The organism is Haloarchaeobius lipolyticus (assembly GCF_051208015.1).
GTDB lineage: Archaea > Halobacteriota > Halobacteria > Halobacteriales > Natrialbaceae > Haloarchaeobius.
The window spans coordinates 235,479-251,487 of sequence record NZ_JBPKGF010000001.1; the positions used below are offsets into that span (position 1 = coordinate 235,479).

Below are 16,009 nucleotides of genomic sequence, written 5' to 3' on the forward strand. Positions count from 1 at the left end.
ATGGCGGGGACAGAGGCACTCGTGCTGCAGGGCGGCACCGTCCTGCTCGACCAGCTCATCAACGGGCTCACCATCGGGATGGTGTACGTGCTGCTGGCGGCCGGGCTGTCCATCATCTTCGGCGTGATGGACGTCATCAACTTCGCCCACGGCGAACTGTTCGCACTCGGCGCGTACTTCGCGGTGGCCATCGCCGCTGCCAGCTTCGGGAGCTTCTGGCTCGCCCTGCTCGTCGCCCCGCTCGCCGTCGCCCTCCTCGGGGGAGCCATCGAACGCTTCACCATCAGACCCCTCTACGGGCGGAACCCGCTCTACCACATCCTGCTCACGTTCGGGCTGGTCCTCATCCTGATGGACACCATCGAACTCATCTGGGGGAGCCAGTCGCAGGGAACCCTCGACACCGGCGTCCTCTCCGGGACCGTCTCCCTGCTCGGCTACACGAACTCGCTGTACAGCTACTTCGTCATCGTCGCCGGTGCGCTCGTCGCCGCCGGCGCGTGGCTCGTCCTCGAGCGGACCCGGTTCGGTCTCATCGTCAGGGCCGGGTCGATGGACCGCGAGATGGTACGCCACCTCGGCATCGACATCGACCGGTACTACACGCTGGTCTTCGCCTTCGGTGCCTTCCTGGCGGCCGTCGGCGGTGTCATCCTCGCCGGTCGGCAGTCTGTCGAGCCGTCGCTTGGCGGCTCGGTCATCATCCCGGCGTTCATCGTCGTGGTGCTCGGCGGCCTCGGCAGCTTCCGGGGCGCGGTGGCGGGCGGCCTGCTCGTCGGCGTCGTCCAGACGCTCGTTCGCTGGCAGGCGGCCTACCTCGAGGGGCTCGTCGTCTTCCTGCTGATGATCGGCGTCCTGCTGGTCCGGCCCCAGGGTTTGTTCGGCAGTCCCGAGTGGCACGACCCTGGCGAAGGCGGCGACCTGCTGACGGGCGCCGGCGGCGGCGTCCTCTCGAGCGCGCGGCGGAAACAGCTGGGAATCGCTGCCGTGGTGTTGCTCGCACTGGCGCCGCTGGGGATCGGCGTGCTCTGGAAGGCGTACTTCGTGAACACCTTCCTCGTCGAGATACTCATCTGGGCACTGTTCGCGCTCAGCCTCGACTTCGTGATGGGCTACACGGGACTGGTCTCGCTCGGCCACGTCCTGTTCTACGGGGTCGGCGCGTACGCCGCGGTGCTGTTCGCGCTCTACATCGTCCCGTCCGTCTTCCTCGCGCTCGCGGTCGGTATCGTCGTGGCGGCCGCGCTCGCGTGGGTGGTCGGCCAGCTGTCCATCCGCGTCTCCGGCGTCTACTTCTCGATGATAACCCTCGCGTTCGCTGAGCTGTTCTACAGCCTCGCGCTGAAGATACCCTCGATACGCGAACAGCTGAACCCGACGCTGGCCGGCATCGGTCTGCCGACGGTTCCGCCGCTGACGAACGGCGAGAACGGCATCGGGGTCGACGAGATGGTCTACGGCCTCACGTCGGGGCCGGGCTTCGGCGACGTCTCGCTACTCGGTGAGATACACCTGAAGTACTACGTCGTCCTCGCGCTCGTGGTCGGCGGCTACCTCGTCGCGCGACGGCTCATCGGCGCGCCGTTCGGCTCCGTGATGCTCGCAATCCGGGAGTCCGAGCAGCGGGCGTCGTTCCTCGGCTACGACACGGTCGCGTACAAGCGCCGGGCGTTCGTCGTCTCGGGTGGGCTCGCCGGGCTGGCCGGTGGACTCGCCGCGACGGAGAACGTCTTCCGCGCATCCTTCGAGATGCTCCACTGGACGAAGTCCGGGGAGGTCATCGTCATGACCATCCTCGGCGGCATGGGGACGCTCTACGGCCCGATGCTCGGTGCTGGCGCGTACCTCCAGCTCGAGCAGTGGCTCCAGGACATCCTGCCCGCGGTGCTGGGGGCTCTCGGACTCGGAACCGAGTCCGGCGTCGTCCCCTGGCAGGGCTTCCTCGGCATCGTCTTCGTCCTGTTCGTCATCTACGTCCCGCGAGGGCTCGTCTCGCTGCCGGCGACGATACAGGACAAACTGGAATCGCGTTCCGGACAGGGTGGCGACCCGACGCCGGCGGCCGACTCCACGGAGGCGAGTGACTGATGGCGACCACCGAATCCACGACCACGTTCGAACCGACCGGGGACGTCGTCCTCGAAACGCGCGGCCTCACCAGACGCTTCGGCGAACTGGTCGCTACCGACCACCTCGACCTCGAAGTCGAGCGCGGCGAGTTCCGAAGCGTCATCGGTCCGAACGGGGCCGGCAAGACGACGCTGTTCAACCTCATCTCGGGTGCGCTCGCGCCCTCTTCGGGTGCCGTCGTCTTCGACGGCGAAGACGTCTCCGAGCTCCCACCGCACGAGCGGGTCAGACGCGGAATCGGCAGGTCGTTCCAGATAACGAACGTCTTCGGGGCGCTCTCCGTGCGTGAGAACGTCCGGCTCTCCGCACAATCGGTGACCGGCCAGCGCGGTCTGTTCGCGGACCTGTTCGGCGACAAGGACGGCTTCGCGGACGTGAACGACCGAACCGACGCGGTGCTGGACCGCATCGGTCTCGCAGACCGGGGGAACGAACGAGCCGGGGCGCTCTCCTACGGCGACCGACGCACGCTCGAGATCGGTCTGGTGCTCGCGACCGACCCCGAACTGGTCCTGCTCGACGAGCCGACCGCCGGCATGGGGGCCGAAGAGACCCGGGCGACGATGGACCTCATCACCGACGTGCTCGCCGACCGCACCCTGTTGCTCATCGAGCACGACATCGACCTCGTGATGAACGTCTCCGACCGGATTACCGTCCTGAACCGGGGGGCCGAACTCGCGACCGGCACGCCGGAGATGGTTGCTGCGAACGATCAGGTACAGGCTGCGTACCTCGGAGGTGTCGAGCCATGAGCGTGCTCGAACTCGACGACGTGTACGCCGGCTACGGCGAGACGGAGGTGCTCTCGGGCGTCTCCATGCACTGCGACGAGGGCGAGGTCGTCTCGCTGGTCGGCCGGAACGGCGTCGGCAAGACGACCACGCTCCGGAGCATCGTCGGCGTGGTCGAACCGCACGCCGGGACGATTCGCTATCAGGGAGAGGACGTGACCCACGCCTCGCCGGAAGCCATCGCCCGCACCGGCATCGGCTTCGTGCCCGAGGAGCGGCGCGTCTTCCCCGGTCTGACCGTGACGGAGAACCTCAGGATCGGCCAGTTCGGTGGGAGCGAGAGCGCCCACCGGCGGTCCGTCGAGGATATCTGGGAGTTAGACGCGTTCGAGAATCTGCGCGAGCGGAAGGAGTCCCGCGGCACTGACCTCTCCGGCGGCGAACAGCAGATGCTCGCCATCGCCCGGGCGCTGGTCGCCGGGGCGGACACGCTACTGCTCGACGAACCGACCGAAGGGCTCGCCCCGCTCATCGTCGAACGGGTCGCCGACCTCGTCGATGAGCTGAACGAGGAGGGCATCACGGTCCTGCTCGTCGAGCAGAACGTCGCCGTCGCGAGCGAACTCGCCGACCGCGTCTACATCCTCGACAAGGGCCGTATCGTCTTCGAGGGGACGCCCGAGGAACTGGACGAACAGCCCGAGGTTCGCGACCGCCACCTCGGGGTGCGGCTCTGACCGGCGAACCGACTCACAGCACCCCCCATCGACCGACACCCCACCGAACCGACCGCCAATCCACCGAATCGACTGACAGCAAGCCCACGAACCTATTTACCGATACGAAAGATGGTACGAGATATGGTATACAACGACATCGAAACCGCATCACGCGACGAACTCACGAGACTTCAGAACGAGCGGCTCCGAGAGACCGTCGAACACGTCTACGAGAACGTCCCGTGGTACCGCGAACAGTTCGAGGAGCTGGGAATCACACCGGCGGACATCGACGGCGTCGACGACGTCGAGAAGCTCCCGTTCACGACGAAGGAGGACATCCGCGACAACTACCCGGACGAGCTGTTCGCCGTCGACCACGACGAACTCCGTCGCGTCCACGCCTCCTCCGGGACGACGGGTAAGCCGAAGATCGTCGGCTACACCGAGGACGACCTCGGCGTCTGGCGCGAGGTGATGGCCCGGTCGCTCGCCGCGGCCGGCGTCGAGCCGGGGATGATGGTCCAGAACGCCTACGGCTACGGCCTGTTCACGGGCGGTCTCGGCTTCCACGACGGCATCGAGGAGCTCGGGGCGGCCGTCATCCCGACCGGCGGCGGCAACACGGCCCGACAGATATCGATGCTCCAGGACATGGAGTCCGACGTTCTCTGCTGTACGCCGTCGTACTGCCTCTACCTCGCCGAGCAGGCGGCGGAGAAGGGCATCGACGTCCGGGAGCTACCGCTCTCGCGGGTCGTCATCGGGGCCGAGCCGTTCACCGACCCGATGCGCGAGGAGATAGAGGAGGCACTCGGCGTCACGGCCGTCGACGTCTACGGCCTCTCCGAGATAATCGGCCCCGGCGTCTCCATCGAGTGCGCCGAGGCACAGGACGGCCTCCACGTCTGGGAGGACCACTTCTACCCCGAGGTTCTCGACCCCCACACCGGCGAGCCGGTCGAGCCGGGCGAGGAGGGCGAACTCGTCATCACCTCGCTCACGAAGCAAGCCTTCCCGATGATTCGCTACCGGACCGGCGACATGACGCGACTGAACTACGAGGAGTGCGAGTGCGGCCGCACCGCGGTCCGGATGGACAACGTCACGGGCCGCGCCGACGACCTGCTCATCGTCCGCGGCGTCAACGTCTACCCGAGCCAGATAGAAGAGGTCATGCTCGACATGGCGGAGGTCGCTCCGTACTACCGCATCGACCTCTACCGCGACGGGAACCTCGACACGATGGAGCTCACGGTCGAGCACCACGAGGAGTTCGACGGGACGGCGGGCGACCTCGAGGCCAGCATCGAGGCGCGCATCGAGGAGATTCTCGACGTCTCCCTCGACACCATCGAGGTCGTCGCCCCCGGTGAGATAGAGCGCACGGAGGTCGGGAAGGTCAAGCGCGTCTTCGACCACCGGGAGTAACGAGCACACCACTTCTCTCGTTCCCCAGATCGGGGGCGCGGTTCCACGGCTTCGCGGTTCAGTCCACGAACCGGTAGACCCGTCCTCGGAACGTCGCCACGCGCTCCCCGTCGTCGACAGTCTTCACGGCTATCTGGTACTCGGCGGTCCGGCCGGCCATGTGGCTCTCCTCGGCGGTCGCACGGACGGTCTGTCCGACCTCTGCGGCGGCGAGGTAGCTCATGTTCGTCTCCAGTGCGACGGCACTCGTCCCGTGCGAGTTGGACGCGGCGGCGAAAGCGGCGTCCGCGAGCGAGTAGATTGCGCCGCCGTGGGGCGTGCCGTGGAAGTTGCACATGTCGTCGGTGAGTTCGAGTTCGAGCGTCGCGGTGCCCTCGTCGAGGTTGACCAGCTCGATGCCGAGCGATTCACAGAACGGGTCCGCGGCTATCTTCTCCCGCAGTTCGTCGGGAATCCCATCGTCGCCGGCACCAGTTTCGTCGCTCATCGTGCCACCTCCTCGACCCGGGCGCCGTTGACGAACAACTGCTCGGGTGCGAGGCGCTCCTCGTGGTAGTCGTCGTGGTACTGCATAAGCTGGAACAGGGTGCCCGTCGCGTTCCGGGGCGAGACGAACGCCTCCGTCCAAGTGTCGAACTCGGCGCGGTCGACGACCCGGAAGTCGGCGGCCTCGACGGCCTCGATGACCGCGTCGATGTCCGCGACTTCGAGAGTGACGTGGTGCAGTCCCGGCCCGTGTGCGTCGAGGAAGTCGGTCAGGAACGTGTTCTCGGCTACCGGTTCGATGAGTTCGATGCGCGAGGCGTCGCCGAGGCGGTAGTACACCCAGCGGAACCGGTCCTCGACGGTCTCGTCGGACAGTTTCTCGCAGCCGAGTGCGAACAGGAGCGGTTCGGCGTCTGCGACCGATTCGACGGCGATACCGACGTGGTCGACCCGGATGGGCGTGTCGTGCGAGGGGACGTCATCGTAAGACCGAGACCCGTCGTGTGTCATGGTACGACAGGACGCGGGCTGGTGTCTTAGGCGTACAGGGCCGAGGGCTGGTGGCGGCTCCAGTGGCAGTCCGCATCGGGTCCCAATCGTAATCCTGTCTTCAGGCGTGCTTCCGGACGAGCGACTCCAGGTTGCCCCGAATCCGTGCGCTGTCGGCCGTCGTGATGTGGAGTCTGTCGCGCGACTCGTCGGTCTCTGCCCACTCCGAGAGCAGGCCACCGCGGCGGTCGACCTCGACGATGACGTCGACGGCGTCCGGACCCGGCGCACAGATGAGTTCGAGCTCGTCGAGTTCGCCGCGGAACTCGCCGCCGCGGGGTTTGAACTCGAACTCCTGAACGAACGGCTGGCTGTGGCCGAACGGTGCTTTCTCCACCTCGGCGCTGTAGAAACTGAAGCCGAGCTCTTCGACGGCGTCGAACAGTGCCCGCATCCGGTCGTCGGCCCGGACGTCGACGTGGTCCGTGTCCTTCGGGTCGACGGCCCAGTCGATGTCGAGTCCCGTCTTCACCCACACCTTCACGTTGCCCATCGTCAGCGGTGCACTGTACGGGATGGTTATCTCGACGGTCTCCTCGCGGCGCTCGCCCTCGCCGATGGTGAAGTTCTCGCCGACGCGGAACTTGTCGAGGACGGCGTCTCGGTACCCGTCCTCGGTCCTGTAGCGCGTCATCAGCGCGAAGTAGATGTCGTCTATCTCCTGTTCGGAGGAGCCGCCCGCTATCTCGACGGTCGCCTCGACCGTCTCGCCAGGGTGAAGCGTCGTCTTCGGGAGGATGGTGTCCACACTGGCCGAGCCGATGCCGACGCTAGAGAGTATCTTCTTCATGGGGTCGTCCGAGTCTTGTCCGAACCCCGGTATAAACTTTCTGCGAGGAACCCCCCGTGACCAGCCGCCGTGTGCGCCGGTCTGTCACCGTAGTTTCTTAGGGACTCTACGGGTAGGGGTGAGTATGTACGAGCGAACCTTCATGGAAGGGACGCGGGGTACCCAGGCGGTCGACTGGGAAGAGCGAATCGACGTGAAGCGACTGCGGGAGGAACGCTTCGCGAAGGCGCTGGCGCGGCTGGAGGATTCCGACCTCGGTTCGATGCTCCTGGTATCGGACCCGAACATCCGCTACGTCACCGGGCTCGCGATGACGGGCGGTTCCGGTGCCGACCACTACACACTGCTCACCGAGGAGGGTGACGTCGTCCACTGGGACACGGCGGACCACGCCACGAACCAGCGGTTCAACTGCCCGTGGCTGAACGACATCCGCTACGCCTGCCCCGGCCTCGGGAACGTCCCGCGTGCCTCAGGCAGCGACTCGGCCCGAAACTGGCTCAAACAGAAGATGGCAGACATCGTCACCGAGGCGATGGCGGAGTACGGCGTCCACAAGGAGCCGATGGGTCTCGACGTCGGCAACGCCGGTCTCATCTCCGCGTTCGAGAACAACGACGTCGAGGTGCGCACGAAGGAGTGCGTCGACCTGATGCACGACGCTCGGAAGGTGAAGACCCGCGACGAGATAGAGTGCCTGCGTCAGGTCGCCGCAATCTGCGAGGCCGGCTTCCAGCAGGTCGTCGAGAACGCCCGGCCCGGCAAGCGCGAATCCGAGGTCTGGGGCGACGTCACGAAAGAGCTCTGGCGCCACGGCGCCTTCGTCGGCGGCGGGTACCTCACCTCCGGCCCGAACACGTGGCCGAAGCACCAGGCGAACACGACGGACCGGATGATCCGCCCCGGCGACATCGTCTACGCCGACATGTACAACATCGGCTACCTGGGCTACCGCTCCTGCTACTACCGGACGTTCTCCATGGGCGAGCCCACGCAGGCACAGAAGGACGCCTACGAGACCGCTCGCGACAACCTCTACGACGTCCTCGAACGCATCGAACCGGGCGCCACGACGGACGAGATATGCAAGGGCTTCCCGGACATGGAGGGCGAGCACGCCGACTGGTACGGCGCGACCGACCACTGGCAGATGACGACCAACCACTGGGCGCACGGCCTCGGCCTCCAGCTCTACGAGGTGCCCCTCATCTGGCGCGGCCTGTCGCCGGAGCACCCCATCGAGATAGAGGAGGGGATGACGATGGCAGTCGAGACGATGGAACCCGCCGACCGTCAGGGCGTCCGGGTCGAGGAGATGGTCGTCGTCCGCGAGAACGGCGTCGAAGTGCTGAGCCAGTGGCCGGTCGAGGAGATAACGCGCATCGACTACTGAGGCGAGAGCGCCGCTTCGCACGGCTCCTCGATTGTGGGTCCGTACCATACCGTCCGCAACCTTTTACCCGACAGCTTCGAAGCGACCGCACATGGTCGAGAAGGAGACCGTCCGGCGTGGGTACGACCAGCTGGCGACGGTGCACGATGCGGAGCGAGACGAGAGTGGGCAGGGGATGACTATCCTCGACGAGTTCCTCGACGCCTGTACGAATCTGGACCGTGTCCTCGACGCAGGCTGTGGTAGCGGCCGACCCGTCCTCCGGCTGCTGACCGAGCGAGCTGACGCGGTCGGGCTCGACGTCTCCGCTGGACAGCTTCGGCTCGCGTGCGAGCGTGCGCCAGCGGCCGCGCTCCTGCAGGGCGACATGGCATCGCTCCCGTTCGCTGCCGACAGCTTCGACGCTGTCGTCGCGTTCTGGTCGCTCATCCACGTCCCCGAAGACGAACACCAGCGCGTCCTCGACGAGTTCGCCCGAGTCTGCCGGCCGGACGGTCGGGTACTCGTCTGCGAGGCGTCGGGAGCGTGGAACGGCGAGAACCCTGACTGGCTGGACGAGGGCGTCGAGATGCAGTGGAACATGGCGGGTGCGGAGGCGACACTGGCCCAGCTCGAGGACGCTGGCTTCTCCGTCGAGCAGACGTGGGGTGCCCCGACGTCGCTCGAGTGGGACCGGAAGAACGCGGCGGACGACGATGGCACGACCGACGGGAACGGAAACGGCGAAGCTGCCGAGAACGAGGCTGCCGACGATGCGGCTGCCGAGAACGGAGGCGGCGAGAACGAAGACGACGAGTCCCCCTGGACGTTCATCGCCGCGAGACTGCCGGCGTAGACCGCTGGCGAGCGACGATTCGAGCGACTATCGCTTGGCCAGTACTGCCCGCTCGCTCCCGTCCGCGGTCTGGACGACCGCCGACACCTCTCCCTTCTCCAGCCCGGTGACGGGCACGCGAACCAGTGCGGTCGAGAGCTGGACCTGCTGAGCGCACGTCGCGTCTTTCTCGTCGATGGCGGCCCGGACGCGCAGGCGGCGGCCCCGCTCGACGCCCTGCACTGCGAGCGACTTGCACGGGCTCCCGACGCGGGTCTGGACCGCGACGATGGTGTGCGACGAGAAGTCGGTCTCGTCCGTGAACACCTTCGCGTCGGCGTGACCGTCGAGGGAGAGGCCGTCCGCCGAGGTGAACGCCTTCACGTCGTACTCGTGTGCGTCGCCCTCGACCGCGAGGGAGTCGGCGTAGAGCGAGTCCGTGTGGTGGAGGTGGACGGACTCGTGCGAGACGGATTCCGGGGCTTTCAGGTCGAAGGTCCCGACGGACTGGCCGTCGACGGTCAGCGAGACCGACGCGGGATCCGTGTCCTCCGCGGGGATTCGCGCGAGCACCGTCTCGTAGGTGACGGCCTGTGCGCCCATCTCGGGCGTCTTCACGGTCGCGGAGACCGCCAGATCCGCGCCGGCGCGCTCGACCGAATCGAGTGAGAACTCCTTGGAGATGCTCGAGAGGTAGGTCTGGACGACGAGCAGATCGTGGCTCTCGAAGTCGGTCTCGTCGACGAACGCGGTCGTGTCGGCGTCGAGCGAGCCCGAGACGAACTGGTTCACGTCGGCCTCACCTGTCAGGACGGTGGCGTAGCGGTCGCCGACGGAGTCCGGTCCGAGACCATCCTCGACGACGAGGTCCATCGAGCGGTAGTGATGCGCCTCGAACTCGACCGAGCGAGGGGTCTCACCGGAGCCGTCTCCGGGCGTGGTCGAGACGTCGCTCAAACAGCCAGCAGCACCGGCGAGGGCTACGGTTCCGAGGGTTCGGAGCAGGGTTCGTCTGTTCGTCTGCATGGTAGGGTAGATGGAGTACGTAGATGAATCCTTTCGGCTAGCTCAGAGAGCTATTTCACCGAGAACGATTGATACGACGCTCGTACTGACGGTCTAGCTGAGCAAGGTTTCTCCTCCGCCACCATGGGTAAAGCTATCGTCCCACACGCAAACGAGACATCACCATGGTGGAGGATTCGACGTCGCTGGACGAGGCTGCCGACGATGTGACCGAGGGTGAAGACCACGGGCGGTCGACGGAACTGGGCTGGACCGATCTGCTGGTCGCGGTCGTCGCTGCCGGCGCGTACCTGCTCGCGAGAGAACCGCTCGGACTGCTCGGAGCCCTCGGGCTGGCGGTCGTGGCCGGGTTCGCCGTCGGCGGCGTCCTCGCCTACAGCAACTTCAAGTAGATGTTCTCGTCGTAGCTCTCGCCGCCGATGGTCGTCGTGGCGCGCTGGACCTGCTCGAAGCCGAGCCGGTGGTAGAAGGCGTTACCCGGTTCGTTCGCGGTCAGTACCATCGATTCGACGCGGTCGACGCCGCGGGTCTCGAAGTCGTCCATCGCGTACTCGACGAGTGCCCTGCCGACGCCATCGCCGCGGTGGTCCGGGTCGACGTAGACGCGCATCAGGGTCCCCGTGTCGTCGTCCACGATTCCGTGTGCGAACCCGACGACGGTGTCTCCATCGGCGGCGACGAGTACGCTCGTGTCGGCGGCCCGGATATCCGCTTCGAGCCGGTCGTCGGAGTACCACTCGTGGACGCCCTCCACGATGCTCTCACGGCTGACGATAGCCGGGTAGTCCTGCTCCCAGCTTCGCTGTGCGACTCGCTGGAGGGCGTCGATGTCGTCGACGGTGGCGTGACGGTAGTCCATGTCAGAAAGTAACGTGCCCCTGGGGGATGACTGTTGCTCAGGAGCTGGTGTCGAGGGGAAGAGGATGGGGCCTTGCGACTGCGGGTCGAAGTCGTCTCTCAGCCGCCGAGATACAACTTCGAGACTTCGGGATTGTCGAGCAGGTCGCCGGCGCGGTCCTCGAACTCGACCGAGCCCTGGTCGAGGACGTAACCGCGGTCGGAGATCCCGAGCCCCTCCTTCGCGTTCTGTTCGACCATGAGGATGGACGTCCCGAGTTCGTTGACCTTCTTCACGTTCTGGAACACGTCCTGGACGATGTTCGGCGCGAGGCCGGCGCTCGGCTCGTCGATGAGCAACACGTCGGGCTCCATCACGAGCGCCCGGGCCAGTGCCAGCACCTGTCGCTGGCCACCCGAGAGCGTCCGCGCCTTCGCCTGGCGCTTCTCGTCGAGGACGGGGAATCGGTCGTACAGGCCATCGATGGTCGATTCGAGCCCGCTCTCTTTCGCGACGCCACCCATGCGCAGGTTCTCGTCGATGGTGAGCGAGCCGAACACGTTCTCGACCTGCGGGACGTAGCCGACGCCCTCGCGGACGAGGTCCTCGGGAGCGGTCCCGGTGATGTCCCGGTCGCCGACGGTCACGGTGCCGGACCAGGGCGTCAGCAGGCCGAAGACGGTCTTCAGGACCGTCGACTTGCCGGCCCCGTTCGGACCGATGATACAGACGATTTCATCCTCGTCGACGTGCAGCGAGAGGTCGTAGAGGACCTGTGCCTCGCCGTAGCCGGAGTCGACCGACGAGACGTCGAGTGCGCGGCGGCTCATTCGCCACCTCCGAGGTACGCCTCGATAACGCGTGGGTCGTTCCGGACTTCGTCTGGCGTTCCCTCCATCAGCACACGACCCTGGTCGAGGACGATTATCGGGTCCGCGAGGTCCATGATGAACGACATGTCGTGCTCGATGATGCAGAACGTCTGTCCCTCGTCGTTGAGTTCTTTGATGAACCGTTTGATGTCGTTCGCGAGTGTCGGATTGACGCCGGCGACGGGTTCGTCGAGCAACAGCACGTCCGGGTCGGTCGTGATGGCGCGTGCCAGTTCGACGAGCTTGAGCTGGCCGCCCGAGAGCTCGGTCGACGGCTGGTCGATGAGGTGGTCGATCTCGAACCGTTCGAGCAGGTCGATGGCCCGATCGATGTTGAACGACTCCTCCTCGGTGACCGAACTCGGGGAGGTGAACAGCGAGAGGACGGACTCACCCACCTGCGGGCGGGGACCGACCAGCATCGCTTCACGGACCGTCATGCCCTCGAGCCGTCTCGGGGTCTGGAAGGTCCGGACGAGGCCCGCGCGAGAGACCTCGTGAGGCGGGGCGTCCGTGACTTCCTCGTCGTTGACGAACACCTGACCGTCGTCGAGGTCGTAGAACCCCGAGACGAGGTTGAACAGGGTCGACTTGCCGGCCCCGTTCGGGCCGATGAGGCCCGTGATGGAGCCGCGTTCGACCTCCAGCGTCACGTCGTCGGTGGCGACGAGACCACCGAACGCCTTCTTCAGACCGTCGGTCCGGAGGACCGGGTCGTCCTTGTTCAACACCGCGCCGGAGTAGTCGAGTTCGTTCAGACTCACGAGTTCTCACCCTCGTTACGCCGTGAACCGGGCCAGATGAGCTCCGACCGGGGCGGCAGCAGGCCGTCCGGCTTGAACCGGACGACCAGGATGATGAGTATGCCGACCAGCAGCAGCCGCATCGAGGCGACGTCGATGCCCTGGAAGAGCGCCACGTCGTTGATGAAGCGCGTCCCCTCCAGGATGGCGATGATGGTCATCCCGCCGAGGAGCGCACCGCGGTTGCTTCCGGTGCCGCCGAGGATGACGGCGACCCAGATGTAGAACGTGGTCAGCGGCACGAGGTCGGACGGGTCGATGTACAGGTTCAGGTGGACGTAGAACGCCCCCGCGATGGCCATGATGACGCTCCCGAGCACGAACGCCTGCATCTTCAGGCTGAACGTGTTCTTGCCGAGCGCCTTGGCGAGGTCCTCGTCGGACCGGATGGTCCGGAGGACGCGGCCCCACGGCGAGCGCTGTACGCGCCGGAGGAACAGGTACACGAGTCCGATCAGCACCACGACGATGGCGAGGTTCGTCGCCTCCTGGGTCAGCGGTAGCCCCTCGAACAGACTCGGGATGCCGCTGATACCGGAACTGCCCGCGGTCCAGTCGCGTTCGTTCCGGATGACGAGACGGATGACCTCGGCCAGTCCCAGGCTCGCGATGGCGAGGTAGTCCTCGCGCAGCTTGAGCGTCGGGATGCCGATGAGGACCGCGATGAGCGCGCTCACCACGACCGCGGCGACGAAGCCCACGACCGGATGGAGCCCGAGCTGGAGCGGCGAGTTCGGTGCGGACAGCAACGCGGCCGAGTACGCACCGATACCCCAGAAGGCGGCGACGCTGAAGTTGATGAGGCCGGTGTAGCCCCACTGGACGTTCAGCCCCATCGTGAGCAGGACCCACGAGCCTCCGAACGCGAGGATGCGCAGCAGGTACGGGAGCTGTAACACTCCGGCCGCGAGGAGGAGCAGCACGAGCGCGCCGCCGGCTGCGATAGCCGCAACGACGTGGCTGTCTTCCTCGACGGACTCGCGCATCGAGTCGACGACGCTCATCTGCGACCACCCGTCATGCGGCATCACCCATGATACCGCTCGGTCTGGCCAGAAGGATGGCGACCATCAGCAGGAACGCCACAGCAGGCGCGTAGTCGATGCTGAGCGGGATGCCGAAGGTGTCGAAGATGAGCGGCGTCAGCTCGTGGACCATCCCGATGACGAAGCCACCGAGCATCGCGCCGTAGACGCTCCCGATGCCGCCGAGGATGACGGCTGCGAAGACCACCAGCAGGATGTCGAAGCCCATGCGCGGGCGAACGAGCGTCTCCAGTCCGAGGAAGACGCCACCTGCGGCGGCGAGCGACGCACCGATAATCCACATCGCCAGCGTCACCTCGCGGGTCCGGATGCCGCTCACCCGGGCCAGCGAGGGGTTGTCCGCCGTCGCGCGCATCTTCCGTCCGAGCGTCGTGTACTGGAGCAGCAGATGCAGAGCGCCGACGAGGACCACCGCGATGAGGACGATGGAGATCTTCCGCGGCGTCACCGAGACGTTCAGCGCGTCCCGGACTGCCGGAATCGGTCCGGTCCGGGTCACGCCGTACCGCGTCCCACCGGTCTCCAGCGGGCTGAGGTAGACCAGTGCCCGGTACGACAGCGCGACCCCGATGCTGGTGATGAGGAGCTCGATGGAGCCGGCGTTGGTATCCTTCAGCGGTTCGAAGACGATCCGGTCGGTCACGACCGCGACGATGGCCGACAGGGTCATCCCGACGAGCAGCGCCACGAAGAACCACGCCGGCAAGCCGAAGACGCCAGCGTCACCCAGCATCGGCTGGAGTACTCCGGCGGTGCCGAGTGCACCGAACGCACCGACGGTCATCAGGTCGCCGTGGGCGAAGTTCGCGAAGTCTGCGATGCTGTACACGAGCGAGAGCCCGATGGCAGCCAGCACGATGATGCTGCTGTAGACCACGCCGTTGACGACGTACTGGAGCGGATTGATGCTCACCTGCAGGACGAGGCTCACGCTACCGACCCCCGTTGCCGTGTGGTCGACGCCGAAGCCATGTCCATCCCCATCTTAGCTGGTGATGTAGTCGCCGTACTCGTACTCGTGGTTCGCGACGCTGTAGACCTGGTAGAAGCCCGGCGGGTCGCCGTTCTCGTCGAGGTCGACCGGACCGCTGACGCCCTGGTAGTTCACGTCGCTCGGGCTGCCACCGTCTTGCAGGATCTTGGCGGCCTCCTCGTAGGTGAACACCTCCTTCCCGTCGGGGCGGGTCACGTCGCGGACGACCGATTCGATGCTCGAACCGGAGAAGTCGTCCGCGGCGGTGATGGCGATCGCCGCGACCGTCACCGCATCGTAGGCGTACGCGGACCAGACGGTCGGTGTCGCGTCGTACTCGCTCTCGAACTCCGAGACGAAGTTCTTGTAGTTCTCCTGGTCTGCGGGAGCGCTCTCGGTGATCCCCTTCATGCCGTCGATGCTGCCTTCCGGCGTGTTCCCCAGGATCTCGTCGGCGACCGTCGACTCCGCACCGAAGTAGTCGACCTGCTCGTTGTAGCCCTGGTCGAACGCGTTGTTGGCCATGACGGTGAACTCGTTCGCGTAGGTGAGGAAGAGCCACGCGCTGGCGTCGGTACCGGCCATCTCCGTCAGCAGGCTGCTGTAGGAGGATTTACCCTGGTCGTGCGGCTCGTTGTACGCGACGGTCCCGGAGAACTCGTCTGCGAAGACGCCCTGAAGACCCTGGCCGTAGTCGTTGTTGATCCACGTGACCGCGACCGTGTCGTGGCCCTCGTTCGCGACGAACTCCGCGAGCGCCTTCCCCTTGGCTGCCCCGCTCGGACTCATCCGGTTGAGTCCCTTCCGGGTCGTGAGCTCCGGGCTCGTGGAGTTCTGGCTGATCTGGACCACGTCGTTGCCCTTCACGACACTGTCGTAGATGGCGATGGAGACGCCACTGCCGACCGACCCGAGGAGCAGCGGGACGCTGTCCTGGTTGACCAGCTTCGACGCCGCGTTCACGCCGGCCTGGTTCGTGCTCTCGTCGTCCTCGACAGATATCTCGAGCGTTCCCTCGCCGTTCGGGCCGACGCCGACGTCGTTGATCTTCGAGAGCGCGAGTTCCTTGCCGCGCTTGTTGCGCTTTCCGTACGGCGCGAGCGAGCCGGTCAGGGAGTCGACCATCCCGATGGTGTACGTCGACTGGCCGCCGGACCCGGAGTCATCGCCACCGGACCCGGAGTCCCCGCCGCCACCGCCACCGCCGTTTCCACCGGAGCCCCCGTCGCCCCCGGAATCGCCGCCGTTCGAACTCTCGTCGTCCTCGAGGCACCCAGCGAGAAGCGTTCCCACCGAGACGCCCGACCCTATCAGTACGTTCCTGCGCGAAATCCCACGATTGTTGTTCGGTTTCATGGCGAACTGGCGTTCGCTAACACGACACGGAGGATAAGGGGTCGACCGA

Annotated in this window: 17 protein-coding genes; 7 read left to right on the forward strand and 10 right to left on the reverse strand. The window is 66.2% G+C overall.

The annotated features are described in order from the left end of the window. The 4 genes from ACSC1Y_RS01265 (at position 1) to paaK (ending at position 5,014) form a co-directional block, all read left to right on the forward strand. Positions 1 to 2,088: an ABC transporter permease gene (locus ACSC1Y_RS01265; protein ID WP_435332736.1), complete on the forward strand. Its 2,088-nt coding sequence runs from the start codon at positions 1 to 3 to the stop codon at positions 2,086 to 2,088. Next, complete coding sequence (locus tag ACSC1Y_RS01270) at positions 2,088 to 2,885, forward strand: ABC transporter ATP-binding protein (RefSeq protein WP_435332737.1); 798 nt, start codon at positions 2,088 to 2,090, stop codon at positions 2,883 to 2,885. Before ACSC1Y_RS01265 ends, ACSC1Y_RS01270 begins: the two co-directional genes overlap by 1 nt. Next, a complete protein-coding gene (locus ACSC1Y_RS01275; protein ID WP_435332738.1) occupies positions 2,882 to 3,601 on the forward strand; it encodes an ABC transporter ATP-binding protein in 720 nt (239 codons plus the stop codon). Before ACSC1Y_RS01270 ends, ACSC1Y_RS01275 begins: the two co-directional genes overlap by 4 nt. A gap of 123 nt (positions 3,602 to 3,724) precedes the next feature. Further along, positions 3,725 to 5,014 carry a phenylacetate--CoA ligase PaaK gene (gene paaK, locus ACSC1Y_RS01280; RefSeq protein WP_435332739.1) on the forward strand — a complete coding sequence of 430 codons (1,290 nt, stop codon included), beginning with the start codon at positions 3,725 to 3,727 and terminating at the stop codon, positions 5,012 to 5,014. A gap of 58 nt (positions 5,015 to 5,072) precedes the next feature. Here paaK and paaI read toward each other — a convergent pair whose 3' ends face one another. The 3 genes from paaI to ACSC1Y_RS01295 form a co-directional block, all read right to left on the reverse strand. Beyond that, on the reverse strand, positions 5,073 to 5,501 hold the full coding sequence (paaI, locus tag ACSC1Y_RS01285) for a hydroxyphenylacetyl-CoA thioesterase PaaI (protein ID WP_435332741.1): 429 nt from the start codon (positions 5,499 to 5,501) through the stop codon (positions 5,073 to 5,075). Continuing rightward, the gene (locus ACSC1Y_RS01290; RefSeq protein WP_435332743.1) at positions 5,498 to 6,010 is read right to left on the reverse strand and encodes a VOC family protein; all 513 of its coding nucleotides are present in this window, start codon (positions 6,008 to 6,010) and stop codon (positions 5,498 to 5,500) included. Before ACSC1Y_RS01290 ends, paaI begins: the two co-directional genes overlap by 4 nt. A 100-nt stretch (positions 6,011 to 6,110) precedes the next feature. Next, positions 6,111 to 6,839: a sporulation protein gene (locus tag ACSC1Y_RS01295; RefSeq protein ID WP_435332745.1), complete on the reverse strand. Its 729-nt coding sequence runs from the start codon at positions 6,837 to 6,839 to the stop codon at positions 6,111 to 6,113. 124 nt (positions 6,840 to 6,963) lie between these two features. Between ACSC1Y_RS01295 and ACSC1Y_RS01300 the strand changes: the two genes are divergently transcribed. Both ACSC1Y_RS01300 and ACSC1Y_RS01305 read left to right on the forward strand, forming a co-directional pair. Next, positions 6,964 to 8,232, forward strand: coding sequence for a M24 family metallopeptidase (locus ACSC1Y_RS01300; RefSeq protein WP_435332746.1), 1,269 nt, complete (start codon positions 6,964 to 6,966; stop codon positions 8,230 to 8,232). Positions 8,233 to 8,323: 91 nt separating this feature from the next. After that, on the forward strand, positions 8,324 to 9,067 hold the full coding sequence (locus ACSC1Y_RS01305) for a class I SAM-dependent methyltransferase (RefSeq protein WP_435332747.1): 744 nt from the start codon (positions 8,324 to 8,326) through the stop codon (positions 9,065 to 9,067). A 27-nt stretch (positions 9,068 to 9,094) separates the two neighbouring features. On the opposite strand, the gene ACSC1Y_RS01310 is transcribed toward ACSC1Y_RS01305, so the two are convergent. Next, on the reverse strand, positions 9,095 to 10,072 hold the full coding sequence (locus tag ACSC1Y_RS01310) for a hypothetical protein (protein ID WP_435332748.1): 978 nt from the start codon (positions 10,070 to 10,072) through the stop codon (positions 9,095 to 9,097). 164 nt (positions 10,073 to 10,236) lie between these two features. Here ACSC1Y_RS01310 and ACSC1Y_RS01315 point away from each other — a divergent pair, with 164 nt between their 5' ends. Further along, on the forward strand, positions 10,237 to 10,464 hold the full coding sequence (locus ACSC1Y_RS01315) for a hypothetical protein (RefSeq protein WP_435332749.1): 228 nt from the start codon (positions 10,237 to 10,239) through the stop codon (positions 10,462 to 10,464). On the opposite strand, the gene ACSC1Y_RS01320 is transcribed toward ACSC1Y_RS01315, so the two are convergent. From ACSC1Y_RS01320 to ACSC1Y_RS01345, 6 genes are all read right to left on the reverse strand, one after another. Next, on the reverse strand, positions 10,446 to 10,931 hold the full coding sequence (locus ACSC1Y_RS01320) for a GNAT family N-acetyltransferase (RefSeq protein WP_435332750.1): 486 nt from the start codon (positions 10,929 to 10,931) through the stop codon (positions 10,446 to 10,448). The genes ACSC1Y_RS01315 and ACSC1Y_RS01320 overlap by 19 nt on opposite strands. Positions 10,932 to 11,029: 98 nt before the next feature. After that, positions 11,030 to 11,740, reverse strand: a complete 711-nt coding sequence (locus tag ACSC1Y_RS01325; protein ID WP_435332751.1) for an ABC transporter ATP-binding protein — start codon at positions 11,738 to 11,740, stop codon at positions 11,030 to 11,032. After that, positions 11,737 to 12,546: an ABC transporter ATP-binding protein gene (locus ACSC1Y_RS01330; protein ID WP_435332752.1), complete on the reverse strand. Its 810-nt coding sequence runs from the start codon at positions 12,544 to 12,546 to the stop codon at positions 11,737 to 11,739. The genes ACSC1Y_RS01325 and ACSC1Y_RS01330 overlap by 4 nt, the downstream gene beginning before the upstream one ends. Then, positions 12,543 to 13,589 carry a branched-chain amino acid ABC transporter permease gene (locus ACSC1Y_RS01335; RefSeq protein WP_435332754.1) on the reverse strand — a complete coding sequence of 349 codons (1,047 nt, stop codon included), beginning with the start codon at positions 13,587 to 13,589 and terminating at the stop codon, positions 12,543 to 12,545. Before ACSC1Y_RS01335 ends, ACSC1Y_RS01330 begins: the two co-directional genes overlap by 4 nt. 13 nt (positions 13,590 to 13,602) lie before the next feature. Further along, positions 13,603 to 14,562 (reverse strand): branched-chain amino acid ABC transporter permease, encoded by a 960-nt coding sequence (locus ACSC1Y_RS01340; protein WP_435332756.1) that lies wholly within the window; start codon positions 14,560 to 14,562, stop codon positions 13,603 to 13,605. A 54-nt stretch (positions 14,563 to 14,616) separates the two neighbouring features. After that, complete coding sequence (locus ACSC1Y_RS01345; protein WP_435333166.1) at positions 14,617 to 15,936, reverse strand: ABC transporter substrate-binding protein; 1,320 nt, start codon at positions 15,934 to 15,936, stop codon at positions 14,617 to 14,619. Positions 15,937 to 16,009: the final 73 nt, after the last annotated feature.

What these genes read in the sequence shown, in the direction of transcription:
- ACSC1Y_RS01265 (WP_435332736.1), top strand. Translation starts at nt 1, where the DNA reads ATGGCGGGGACAGAGGCACTCGTGCTGCAGGGCGGCACCGTCCTGCTC.
- ACSC1Y_RS01270 (WP_435332737.1), top strand. Translation starts at nt 2,088, where the DNA reads ATGGCGACCACCGAATCCACGACCACGTTCGAACCGACCGGGGACGTC.
- ACSC1Y_RS01275 (WP_435332738.1), top strand. Translation starts at nt 2,882, where the DNA reads ATGAGCGTGCTCGAACTCGACGACGTGTACGCCGGCTACGGCGAGACG.
- paaK (WP_435332739.1), top strand. Translation starts at nt 3,725, where the DNA reads ATGGTATACAACGACATCGAAACCGCATCACGCGACGAACTCACGAGA.
- paaI (WP_435332741.1), bottom strand. Translation starts at nt 5,501, where the DNA reads ATGAGCGACGAAACTGGTGCCGGCGACGATGGGATTCCCGACGAACTG.
- ACSC1Y_RS01290 (WP_435332743.1), bottom strand. Translation starts at nt 6,010, where the DNA reads ATGACACACGACGGGTCTCGGTCTTACGATGACGTCCCCTCGCACGAC.
- ACSC1Y_RS01295 (WP_435332745.1), bottom strand. Translation starts at nt 6,839, where the DNA reads ATGAAGAAGATACTCTCTAGCGTCGGCATCGGCTCGGCCAGTGTGGAC.
- ACSC1Y_RS01300 (WP_435332746.1), top strand. Translation starts at nt 6,964, where the DNA reads ATGTACGAGCGAACCTTCATGGAAGGGACGCGGGGTACCCAGGCGGTC.
- ACSC1Y_RS01305 (WP_435332747.1), top strand. Translation starts at nt 8,324, where the DNA reads ATGGTCGAGAAGGAGACCGTCCGGCGTGGGTACGACCAGCTGGCGACG.
- ACSC1Y_RS01310 (WP_435332748.1), bottom strand. Translation starts at nt 10,072, where the DNA reads ATGCAGACGAACAGACGAACCCTGCTCCGAACCCTCGGAACCGTAGCC.
- ACSC1Y_RS01315 (WP_435332749.1), top strand. Translation starts at nt 10,237, where the DNA reads ATGGTGGAGGATTCGACGTCGCTGGACGAGGCTGCCGACGATGTGACC.
- ACSC1Y_RS01320 (WP_435332750.1), bottom strand. Translation starts at nt 10,931, where the DNA reads ATGGACTACCGTCACGCCACCGTCGACGACATCGACGCCCTCCAGCGA.
- ACSC1Y_RS01325 (WP_435332751.1), bottom strand. Translation starts at nt 11,740, where the DNA reads ATGAGCCGCCGCGCACTCGACGTCTCGTCGGTCGACTCCGGCTACGGC.
- ACSC1Y_RS01335 (WP_435332754.1), bottom strand. Translation starts at nt 13,589, where the DNA reads ATGAGCGTCGTCGACTCGATGCGCGAGTCCGTCGAGGAAGACAGCCAC.